A 10,381-nucleotide genomic window follows, 5' to 3' on the forward strand; every position below is an offset into this window, starting at 1 on the left:
ACGTCGTCGAAATCTTCTAACGGACATTTGCGCGTATGCAAGTAGCGCTGCTTGACTCTGCACTCGGCTATTGTTGCGATTGCATATGATTCTCCATGCCAAACTTGCGCGACACCGTATCAAAAGAACATATTGCCGATTCAATGGCTCCTAGCCGCTGTGGGTATCGTCTATCACCTACCGGCGCTTGGGTGTGGATCGGCACCCCAGCGCAACCCCCCAGACGCTGGAGATTTGCTCCATTAGATCCGCCGCCCAACGTGTCCTATATGGCAGCCTCACCATTGTAAAATTCATGCTCCTAATGACACGCATCTGCGGTATGGATGAGTATCGCGGACCCTTGACAACCTTGAGCGGAAGGTCGGTGAGTATCGCGATACACGAGGCTTTGGCCGCGATCGCCGCCGTTTTGGATCGCCGCCAATGATAGCTGGACGTTGGGCTGCCATTGTCGATCCGTATGCGACGTTTGTCGATACGTCAGAGACGACCGTGGTCCCAATCCGTAGGAAGATCGCAGTAAGCGTCAAGATATGCGGGATGCAACGGCCAGTGTCTGGGGATGCGCTCCCCTGTCAAGGTCGAGACCCCCTCCTCGATCAGTGGCTTTCCCTTTTTGGGATACCTCTCCTTCGGTGGCGAAAGAATGAAACCGGGCTGGATATGTCGCTGGTCATTTCGCGCGATTCAAATTGGCGCAGACTTTGCGGCTCGCTTGACGCGACGATCCCCCTGAGCTGAAGAAGGCCGGCCGCAATAGCGCCGAGCATTGGCGCACATATATAAAGCCAGAGTTGAGAGAGTGCCGCCCCTCCTGCGAAAAGTGCTGGGCCGATCGATCGTGCTGGATTCACAGAAGAACCCGAAACGGTGATACCGCCAAGGTGGATCGCAACTAAGGCAAGTCCAATCGCCAATCGTGCAACAGCGCCGCGTCCAGCCGTGCATTTGAGGAATACAGTTACGAACAGGAACGTGGCGATAAACTCGAATAGGAACGCAGCTCTCCATCCGTAGACTACCCAGCCGGTTTGGGCGAAACCTTCTAGGGTGATATCGTAACCGCCGACCTTGTTCATAGCGATAAGGTAGAGCGTGCCTGCCGCCGCGATAGCTCCTGCACATTGGGCGGAGACATACGCGAGAAAGTCCCACACTCTCAATCGGCGCGACACGAGGAAACCCAGGCTGACCGCCGGATTGAGATGCGCGCCCGAGACTGGGCCAATCGTGTAGGCCATTGCAACCACGGTCGTCCCGAAGGCTAAAGCGACACCCAACAGGCCCACCTCTTGACGCATATAAAGCAATGTGCCGCAGCCGAGGAAGACAAGTGTGAAGGTCCCGAAGAATTCGCAAACATACTTTTTCATTTTTCACTCCATTGATTAGACCCCACGTACTTTTCGGTGTCATCCTCGTGCCGCCAAGCGTTCCGCATGCACCGAACCAATCATCGTGTCAGGTCCCGAAAACCTCCGTAGTTGACTTCAATTGCGTCCTTGTCCGACGAGATCGGCATCAGAGCCTATGGTCAACCAGCGTCACCGATCACCAGCAAACGTCGTACCAAATGAAATATGTTGCGCATCACAGCGATCGCTCTGATGACGTTCGGTCTTATGTTCGAAAGTGCCGTGAACAGGATAGGCAGGCGAACCGTACCGAGACGTATGGACCCGAGCTGGGCTACGAACAAATCGCCAAGCAGCCCATCCTCAAATTATCGAAACAACGACCCTCTTCATGGCTCCAAGCGGAAGGTGGTGCAAAGCAGGAACCAGGACAAGGGTTGATAAGACCGCCAGGGACGTTCACGAGAAGTCGAGTAACGCCCCTTAGCCACGAACAGGCACATGATCCTTGGCGCGATTTGAAGTCCGCGTGAATTCCCTTGTCCCCAGCGCAACCGTCGACATTTTTCGCAAATGTCGGGCATTCGCCACTTTTGTCAGATTTGTCGTGACTGGAACGTTTTGTTCGCCGGTCTCTCCGCCAAATACACATCAACCTGCCCTCAACCCGCCCATCGATAAACGAAAATCATCTTCTTGGCGCGTCGGAGCAGTTGGCATGGTGTTTGCTGATCCCTGGTTACAAGCGGCAGAAAGCAGTCTGCATGATGCCGGTTCATGAAACGAACGGAACGGAGGCCACCTGACCGTTCGTCATCGGATCCGCGTTCTACCAAAGCGGCCATGCATAGTCCGCCGGCGGAAGGGGTCAATCCCGATGTCACAGCTTGCAACCAACTCAAAGAGAAGGAAAATGCAATGACCAAGATTTCCGAAAGATCATTTGAAACGGTCGAAAACCCGGGGTCATCGCCGCTCAAGGTGCCAGATCAGTTCGGCGCATCCGTTGAAAAGGGGAACAAGCAGGTGACAGAGGCTCTTTTGAAATTTGCGTCCGGCGCTGAAGCGACACAGAAAATGCTGCCTCCGATCCTCGAAACGACAAGTCTATTCGGCAACGAATTGTGGTGGAAGACGATCGCTGCACTGCAAGCCGACGCCGAGGCCGGCTTCTCACATTTGCAAGCTTTGCTGGGCGCGAATTCGCCGTCGCAGATCCTCGAACAGCAGTCGGCCTTTTTCCGCAAGCGGGTTGAGACAAGTTTGCAGCACGCCAAGGAAGTCCGGGAGCTCTCAAGCAGGGCGGTGGAGGAAATCTCAAAGCCGGTCAAGGATGCTTTTGACAAGGTCCTGACGAACCCCAAAGCGACGTAAAGTTGACTCGGCACTAAGATCAGGGCTGGACGAATCATGATCGGAGCCGCTTTCGAGGAGACAACATTATGCGGCCGACTGATGTTTCATCTGTTCGCGGCGCTGGCGAATTCCGGCGTGATCTGGTCAGAGAGCGGACCCGTGCCGGCCCGGAGGAACGTGGTAGGCGCGGCGGCGGCCGCCGCTGATAAGCTTGCCAGGGCCTCATCTGGTGGCTGGCCACAAAGTGCGCGAGGCCATCGCACCTTACGAGGCTCTTAGATGGTTACATGTGGGGGATAGTAAAATGATTGTAGCTGTTCCAAATAGCGGGGCGTCACGGATTAACCAATCCGGTGTAGAAGCATTACGAGAATTTCCTAACTTTCCGATAGGCGGGATCTTGTTCAAGGATATAGCGCCTATGCTGGCTGGTAGAGGTGCATTGGGCGAAGTCGTTTCTACCGTCGCAAGCCAAGTGTCGGGAACAGAAATCGATGCCATTTTGGCGGTTGATGCGCGTGGTTTCATCTTGGGCGCCTCATTGGCTGATAGGCTCGGTTGCGGTTTCATCATGGTAAGGAAACCCGGTAAACTGCCGGGGGACGTCCTCTCATTTGAATACAGCTGTGAATACTGCTCCGGAACCCTGGAGGTAACTGCCGGCCTCATCGGTGACGGCCTGCGATGCCTGATTGCTGATGACCTTCTAGCGACGGGTGGCACTGCTCGGGCGACTGGGAATTTTGTCAAGTCCCAAGGCGGAGAGATCGCCGGATACGCATTCATACTCGAAATCGAAGTTTTGAAAGGCAGGCGTCAATTGGACGACGCACCAGTGATCAGTGCGATGACGTGCTAGCGCAGCAACATAGACGTAAGGAGGCAAGCGCATGAATACCCCTGATTGGCTTTCGACACCGCAGGACGTGCATGTAGCCAGTCAGACGCTACAGGCCCTCGTCACAAGTGAACTTTCGAAACGAGTCGTCTCGGAAAACGAAATTAAAACGATCTATCTGTTTCTAACCCGCAAGTGCAATTTGGGATGCCACCACTGTTATATCGCAGGCGTCGGGCCCAAGGCCAAGGGCATTGATTTCAACCTGGAGGCGATCCAAGGACTGATCGAGCAAGCACTACCCAATGGGCTGCGCAAGGTTAAGGTTTCCGGGGGTGAACCGATGGTTCACAAGGAATTCATGGCAGTCATGGAATATCTCGCATCCTGTGGGCTGAAGGAGCTGGTTTTCGAGACGAATGGAACCCTCTTTGACGAGTTCACGATCGAGCAGCTAAGTAGGCTCCCCAATTTGACGGTCTTCATCAGCCTCGACCATTTCGACCCAGAGGCGCACGACGCTTTCAGAGCAAAATCGGGTGCGTTCGCCAAGACTGCGATTGTCCTGCAGCGGCTTGGAAAAACTGACATCTCTACGGTGGTAACGACGACTGCCTATCGCAACAACTATGACAAGGTGATTTCGATTATAGATTTGGTGCTCGGCTGGGGCATCAAGAAGCATCGGACGCTGCTCAACATACATCCGATGGGCAACGCGCGCAGCCATGAGGACAATGCGATAAGCTTGGAGGAATGCAAGCTACTGATAGGCGATCTTTTGAAATCTCCCCATTTTGAGAGTGGCGCTGCATACATGACTCTGCCGCCGGCTCTGATGCCTCTCAAGTATCTGAACGGCGTGCATACTTGCGGTTGGGGCGACAACGTACTGGGCATACTGTCGAACGGACAAGTTTCGATGTGCAGTGCCTCCTACGATGATCCGGAAATGATCGCCGGCAATGCCTTCGAAATGCCCTTGATGGAAATCTGGCGCAACAGCCCGTTCTTCCATGAGCTACGCGAGGTGGTGAGTGGCGAGGTTAAGGGCGTCTGCGGCAACTGCGTGTTTTATCCAGTCTGTCGCGGCGTCTGCAAGATGAGTAGCTGGTCGCACTATGGTGAAAAGGACGCGCCCTATCCGCTGTGCCAGGAACTTTACAATAACGGAGGTTTTCCGGAGTACGCCCTGGTGGACCCGACGAAAGATTCCACCTACCGCCGCGGAGTTATAGCGAAAGAGCGTCGGCCCGCCGCCGAAGCTCCTGTCTATAACTTCTCGGAGGAAATCGCGGCTGCTGCGCAACACACTCACTAACGCAGGAGGCGCGACGTAATAATTGCTGTGTCGACGACGTAATTTAACCAGGTCAACAAAAATAACGTGGAGGATTGAGGATGAGCAGAGCTTTCCGAGGTGCGGCGGGTGTGGCGCACACACTTGCGAACAACGCGATACGATCCGGCAACAAAGCAGCCGCCCAGCAAGCCCAGGTGATTTCTCGTCTCGCGGAAGGACTCGCCCGGCTGCAGGCGGGTTTGGATGACCAAGCTCAGCAATTGACGGCTGGCCTTGTAAAATTAGAGCAATCGCTAAAGGTGTCACGCAGATCGCAACGGTCGAAATCCGGCTCACTCGCTGCTAACGGCGAACTACAAGACTACTACGTTGATATAACCGCCTCGAAGAAATTTGGCAAAGCCAATTGGCCGCGCGCCGCCGATTCAGGTCTTGTAGGACGCCGCATTGGGCGAGGACCGGTTAGGATGACTGGTTCCGACACACAATCGGCAAAGGCGGTTACCGCCGCATTCGCCAAACTTCTCTCGGCTCAGGCACAATTGCTGCAGATACGCAGTGAAGTGGAAGACCTCAAGAAGGTTCAGAGGTAGCGGCAATGGCTAGTTCCCGACTGTTTGGCTACGCCGTTGACGAAGAGGATGGCAAGCTGGTAATCGTGATTGACGGATTGCTTGCCGAAAGTTGCATCCGGCAAATTCGGGACAGCGCCCAGACGGGCCGCGGTGGTGAACTCTTGTCGCGATTGCTGCCGGTAAGTTCGGTTTACAAGCTTATGTCTGGACAAGAGGAACGCGCTGAAGAAACGCTCAGCCTTGAACAGTTGCTTGGACAAAACGTCGACCAGAGTTTCGCTTCCTTCGAACAACAGTTCGCCGACCTGAGGCAGACACTAGCCGAATTCGGCAGCCCGGAAAGTTCGAAATAAATCACGCAGCCGTATCAGGAGTCTCCGCGATGCTTCGGTTGTCACCAGAAGACTCTATTTTGCTGATCACCTGCCGGGCCTACCTACGACCCGAGGATGAAGAGCGTTTGGTCCGTCTCTGCAAGGAGCCTGTCAACTGGCCCTATGTGGTATGGCGCGCCGAGCATAATCGGACGGTGCCGCTGCTTGAGAATCACTTGCGCCGCCTCGATTTGTTGACACTATTGCCTACTGAGGCGGCGCATTACGTTCAGTGCTGGACTGTCATGTCAAAGGTCAGGTCCGCACTCGAATTTCGCAATCTGCCAGAAATCATGGATGCGCTGGATCGGGCCGGCATCGCCTGGTTCCTGGTGAAGGGACCAGATCTCGCGCTTCTCCACTATCCCGATCCACTCCTACGGCCGATGACCGATCTCGACATCATGGTCAAGCCCGCTGACGCGCAGCGCGTGCAGCGGCTCATGTTCGATCTCGGCTACCGGCACGGTATTTTCGACCCTTCAAATGGCAACTGGCATCCGGAACGAAAGGAACTCGATGACGAAACCTTCCGCGAAAGCTATTCCTTGCCGGTGTTTGTAAGGATAGAATCCGTTGAATCTCCGTTCCCTGGTCCCGCGGTGCCACGCCAGCTGCGCTACCGCCACGTAAAGGGATACATCGATTCCGCGAAGAAGCTGCACATGCCCATCTTCATTGATATGCATGTAAATCTCTCCGTCGGCATCGATGTCGAAGACATATGGTCAGGCGTGCGTCTTGCAAACGGTCTAGGCCGCATATTGCAGGTCCAATCCGCGACTGGCGCCGTCTGGTTCCTTTCGGCCAGGCTTTATCACGAGGCCTTCCTTTATAATTCGCTTCGACTATTGATGTTCGGCGATCTTCATGCGGTTCTACACAAAGAAATGGCGAATATTAGCTGGGCGGAGGTCGCTGCGATAGGTTACAAATACGAGATGAGGCCGGCGTTATATTTCGTCCTGACGCAGATGAAGCGCATCTGTGGGATAGACATACCGTCCGAGTTCCTAGAGCTCATTCGACCTGATCAAACCGAGGTACCACTTCAACATGATTGGGGCGACGTGTTGCCCAAACTGCTGTCTATTCCCACTGTTAACGATCTTGAGCTGGCGTAAATATGGCGCCCGAGTCACCATATCGTACAGATCCTGCGGCGAACGACCTTCGTATCGCAGCAACCGAAACCTCTGCAAAGTTTGCGTCAACAGTCCATCGGGCCCTCACGCGGTCAGGAATAACGATCCTAAACACGCAGGTGTTCAGCAATGGCCAGATGGCTGTCACTCCGCGCGACGGCGCGCTTGGCGGAAATGTGGTGGTCGTGCAAACATTTCCTGACAGCGTTCATGATCGTCTTTTCGAGTTGTTCCTAGCGCTTGGTGCCGTGCGGGCGCGGGGTCCCCGCACGATTACCGCTGTTCTTCCCTACCTCCCATATTCGCGTTCGGATCGCCCTGCCTTCGACGGCGGACCTGTACCGGTGCGAATCCTTGCGGGGATTATCGAAACGCTCGGTATAGATCGGCTGATAACTTTCGAACTCCATGTTCCTCAGCTGTGCGCCGCATTTGCCTGTCCTGTCGTCAATCTTCAGTTCGCTCCCGCCCTAGTTCGCCATCTCGGTTCTGCGGCCGTCGATGGCGACATGGTCGTTTCACCGGACTTCGGCGGAGCGAAGCGAGCTGAGCACTTGGCGGCCCTGCTCGGCTGCCCATTCGCTGTCATGCGCAAGCACCGCAGAGACGATGATGACTTTCGGGAGAGCGTCGAGATTCTGGGGGACGTTGCTGGCCGGACGATCATCCTGATTGACGACGAAATCAACAGTGGTCAGACGGCTTTTTCAGCCGCCGCACATCTCAAAGCGGCAGGCGCTCGCAAGATAACCCTTGCCGCAGCCCATGCCATATTCACGCCGTCGCTGAACGAAAACTGGGGACGGTCTCAGATCGACCGCATCGTTGTGACCGACAGCGTCGGACGTACCGACAATTTCCCCGACAGTGTCGAAGTAGTCTCGATCGGCAACGAAATTGCAGGCGCGCTGCAGGCACGCTGAGAAGCATTACCTGAAATCTAGCATCACGCGATTAACACGTGGATCGAGCGCCTGCTCGAATGCCTCTTGGGCGTTTGACGAGGGCCAAAGATTGACCTGCAGCACGTCGAAGCGTGCGGCGTGTTCAACGATGGTTCGGATGGCATTTCTCACGTCGTCCGCGCTTTGGGCTATGGTGCCGATCAGTTCAATTTCCCGGTAATGCAGAAAGTTAGCGCCTACCGATAACAAATCGGACGTCGGAATCGATTGGTAGAGTACAATCCTGGCACCGCGTGACGCCGCAGCTATGGCCCCCTGAATGCCTCTGACACCGAAGCGCGTGCAAAAGATGCAGTCGAAGCCCCAGCCATCCGTTAATTTCTCGACGAGTTTCGGATCAGACAGAGAATGAACTGACCCCGTTGCATGGGCGCCGGTCGACATCACAGGCCCATGCGTTGCCACGTCGTCATCGAAAAGGTAAACGTCGCATCCTTTGGTTGTCAGAAGTATCGAATGGAGAAGGCCCATCGTGCCTCCGCCGATGACGGCCACAGTGTCTCCAGCCTTTGCACGCGCCCTATTTATGCCGCGTGCCACGCAGGCGACAGGTTCAACTAACGCGGCACGCTCGGGAGCCAAAAAGGAAGGTACGGAAAAAACCTGATAGGCGGGTACGCCCACAAAATTGGCCAATCCCCCCGGCCCCTGCGGCACCCCTCCTCTCGCTTTAGGATTTAAATATGCACAGTGGTTGTCCAGTCCGAGGCGGCAGGCACGACATTGGCCGCATCTGCGCATTAAAAGCACCGCAACGCGGTCTCCTACGCGCAGGCCATCCGGTACATCGTCCGGCAGAGACACGATCGTGCCTGACAACTCGTGCCCGCCCCAATAGGGGTAAGTCGGCTTGGCGCCCCGATAAACGCGTTGCTCCGGTGTGCAGAGTCCACACAACTCTATCCGCACACCGACTTCGGACGATACGGCGAGTGGAACCGACAATGTCCATTCTTCAACCTTGCGGGGGCAAGTAATTACGAGTCCACGAACCTCCATACGAGACCTCTCGCTCCCCGACACACCGACTATCCTAATATGTACACTTACTTGCATCCAGAATCTAGCCAACAACCACAGGCGGCAGTCAGAAAGCTGATGAAATCACGTGCCTTGCTGGCGGGCTTGCTTATGTCCTGGGTCTTGACAAGCTTCTCGGAGATATCGTCGGCGCAAACGGCAAAGGACGTTTCAAGCGGCAGAAGTGTTCCCTTGCGCAAGGAGCGACGAAACTATTGAAGGTAGAGTGGAGCGCTTGGGCCGCGTCAATGCCACCAGCCTCAAACACGAGCCGCGGTTTACCAGCCCGTTCTTCGATGCATCCTCATCTCTGCGAAGATGCCATGTCGCCTTCCCTCATCTGCCCGCGCGAACCCTCCTAAGAGCCTATCGCCACATCGTCCAAAGCTTCATCCTTCGTGGCGCACCGGTTCGAATCGAACAGACCAACAATCCGAGTCGCACCGAGAAGGATGACGGCAACTAGATCGGTAGTTGGGCGGCCGCAACATCAGAAAGGTCTCAGCGTTTGCTGGACGCGTGCCTGCGATGGCGGTGGTGGCAACGATCTTCTCTGGCTGCCCCAAGCGCGGGAGAGGCCATTCGACGCTAGCAAGAGTTCGCTCGAACCTGATATCCGTTACCGCAACGACTTCGCTGAGACCACCTCCCAGGCACCATTCTACGATGCCGGCGAACAAGGTCAGCGTTGCCTCGTGAACGGAACCATCTCCCCTCCCCTCCCCTCCACTCTTCGAGGTGTCGACGCAAAAGCGAGAACTCTAGACCATCAGGGGATTGGCGTTCAGGCGGCCCTTCGGGAGCAGAGACGGAAATACGTCTACCAGCATGGTCGGTCCCATCGCAGACAAATCGCGTGCACATCCTGCAAGTGGTCCAGCCGCGGTGACATCCAGGATGGCAGTCGGGGCGAGAGCGTCAACCCCATCTGCCTCGCACTCGTCGACTACTTCTACATCCCAAGTGCGAGTGGAAAAGATCCTCGCACGTAGCCTATGATCGTCCTGAAGCAGCTACGCTTCGTAGTAAATTTTTGGTGTCGAGATCGCGAATACCTGCATGAATTTCTCCGCCGCCGTTAGGCGCCGGGAACTCTGCACGAATTGGAATCGGGCGTCCGTTGTCGAATGCTTACGGTTTTGTGCGAGTGAGTCGCGGCAAGGGGATCACCGACTTTGCCGAGGTCTTCTGCTTTTCGTCTAAATCGCCGGGGCACATTTGTAGGATTCACAATAAAACACACCATGACCAATCGGTACCGCGGTCTTGCTAAGCTGCAGGATATAAACGGAAAAATCCATTTACTCTACGTTCCGGGTTTATCCACGTTAGCCTTTCGTTAACCTAAAACCCCTTGCTCAAAATGCAGAATCGGCTCTAATAGCTAGTGGCGGAACTTTAGCGGTTTCGCGAAAAGTTCCGCCACTTGCAGGAAATGGATTTTGAG

General features: G+C 55.3%; 9 protein-coding genes and 2 pseudogenes. 7 read left to right on the top strand and 4 right to left on the bottom strand.

The annotated features are described in order from the left end of the window. Window positions 1-602: 602 nt before the first annotated feature. On the bottom strand, window positions 603-1,376 hold the full coding sequence (locus NE852_RS02115) for an aquaporin (protein WP_004677031.1): 774 nt from the start codon (window positions 1,374-1,376) through the stop codon (window positions 603-605). A gap of 900 nt (window positions 1,377-2,276) precedes the next feature. Between NE852_RS02115 and NE852_RS02120 the strand changes: the two genes are divergently transcribed. The 7 genes from NE852_RS02120 to NE852_RS02150 all read left to right on the top strand — a co-directional run bounded on the left by NE852_RS02120 (window position 2,277) and on the right by NE852_RS02150 (window position 7,872). Beyond that, window positions 2,277-2,732, top strand: coding sequence for a phasin (locus tag NE852_RS02120; protein WP_258155626.1), 456 nt, complete (start codon window positions 2,277-2,279; stop codon window positions 2,730-2,732). Between the two features lie 286 nt (window positions 2,733-3,018). Beyond that, window positions 3,019-3,573, top strand: a complete 555-nt coding sequence (locus NE852_RS02125) for an adenine phosphoribosyltransferase (protein WP_004672710.1) — start codon at window positions 3,019-3,021, stop codon at window positions 3,571-3,573. A 31-nt stretch (window positions 3,574-3,604) separates the two neighbouring features. Continuing rightward, on the top strand, window positions 3,605-4,873 hold the full coding sequence (locus tag NE852_RS02130; RefSeq protein WP_004672712.1) for a radical SAM/SPASM domain-containing protein: 1,269 nt from the start codon (window positions 3,605-3,607) through the stop codon (window positions 4,871-4,873). 80 nt (window positions 4,874-4,953) lie between these two features. Next, a complete protein-coding gene (locus tag NE852_RS02135) occupies window positions 4,954-5,448 on the top strand; it encodes a hypothetical protein (protein WP_004672713.1) in 495 nt (164 codons plus the stop codon). Window positions 5,449-5,453: 5 nt separating this feature from the next. Continuing rightward, window positions 5,454-5,783, top strand: coding sequence for a hypothetical protein (locus tag NE852_RS02140; RefSeq protein WP_004672714.1), 330 nt, complete (start codon window positions 5,454-5,456; stop codon window positions 5,781-5,783). Between the two features lie 29 nt (window positions 5,784-5,812). Further along, window positions 5,813-6,928 (top strand): nucleotidyltransferase family protein, encoded by a 1,116-nt coding sequence (locus NE852_RS02145; protein ID WP_004672715.1) that lies wholly within the window; start codon window positions 5,813-5,815, stop codon window positions 6,926-6,928. Between the two features lie 2 nt (window positions 6,929-6,930). Next, entirely contained in the window at window positions 6,931-7,872 is a 942-nt protein-coding gene (locus tag NE852_RS02150) for a ribose-phosphate pyrophosphokinase (protein ID WP_128623645.1), read from the top strand. Window positions 7,873-7,878: 6 nt separating this feature from the next. Here the strand turns inward: NE852_RS02150 and NE852_RS02155 are convergent, their stop codons facing one another. From NE852_RS02155 to NE852_RS02165, 3 genes and pseudogenes are all read right to left on the bottom strand, one after another. Continuing rightward, entirely contained in the window at window positions 7,879-8,550 is a 672-nt protein-coding gene (locus tag NE852_RS02155; protein WP_237350518.1) for a medium chain dehydrogenase/reductase family protein, read from the bottom strand. Between the two features lie 12 nt (window positions 8,551-8,562). After that, window positions 8,563-8,970: pseudogene (locus NE852_RS02160) on the bottom strand (alcohol dehydrogenase catalytic domain-containing protein); the annotation flags it as partial. A gap of 353 nt (window positions 8,971-9,323) precedes the next feature. Continuing rightward, window positions 9,324-9,947, bottom strand: a pseudogene (locus tag NE852_RS02165) (acyl-homoserine-lactone synthase). Window positions 9,948-10,381 lie beyond the last annotated feature (434 nt).

The sequence above is a fragment of the Rhizobium sp. Pop5 genome, assembly GCF_024721175.1.
Taxonomy (GTDB): domain Bacteria; phylum Pseudomonadota; class Alphaproteobacteria; order Rhizobiales; family Rhizobiaceae; genus Rhizobium.

What these genes read in the sequence shown, in the direction of transcription:
- NE852_RS02115 (WP_004677031.1), bottom strand. Translation starts at nt 1,376, where the DNA reads ATGAAAAAGTATGTTTGCGAATTCTTCGGGACCTTCACACTTGTCTTC.
- NE852_RS02120 (WP_258155626.1), top strand. Translation starts at nt 2,277, where the DNA reads ATGACCAAGATTTCCGAAAGATCATTTGAAACGGTCGAAAACCCGGGG.
- NE852_RS02125 (WP_004672710.1), top strand. Translation starts at nt 3,019, where the DNA reads ATGATTGTAGCTGTTCCAAATAGCGGGGCGTCACGGATTAACCAATCC.
- NE852_RS02130 (WP_004672712.1), top strand. Translation starts at nt 3,605, where the DNA reads ATGAATACCCCTGATTGGCTTTCGACACCGCAGGACGTGCATGTAGCC.
- NE852_RS02135 (WP_004672713.1), top strand. Translation starts at nt 4,954, where the DNA reads ATGAGCAGAGCTTTCCGAGGTGCGGCGGGTGTGGCGCACACACTTGCG.
- NE852_RS02140 (WP_004672714.1), top strand. Translation starts at nt 5,454, where the DNA reads ATGGCTAGTTCCCGACTGTTTGGCTACGCCGTTGACGAAGAGGATGGC.
- NE852_RS02145 (WP_004672715.1), top strand. Translation starts at nt 5,813, where the DNA reads ATGCTTCGGTTGTCACCAGAAGACTCTATTTTGCTGATCACCTGCCGG.
- NE852_RS02150 (WP_128623645.1), top strand. Translation starts at nt 6,931, where the DNA reads ATGGCGCCCGAGTCACCATATCGTACAGATCCTGCGGCGAACGACCTT.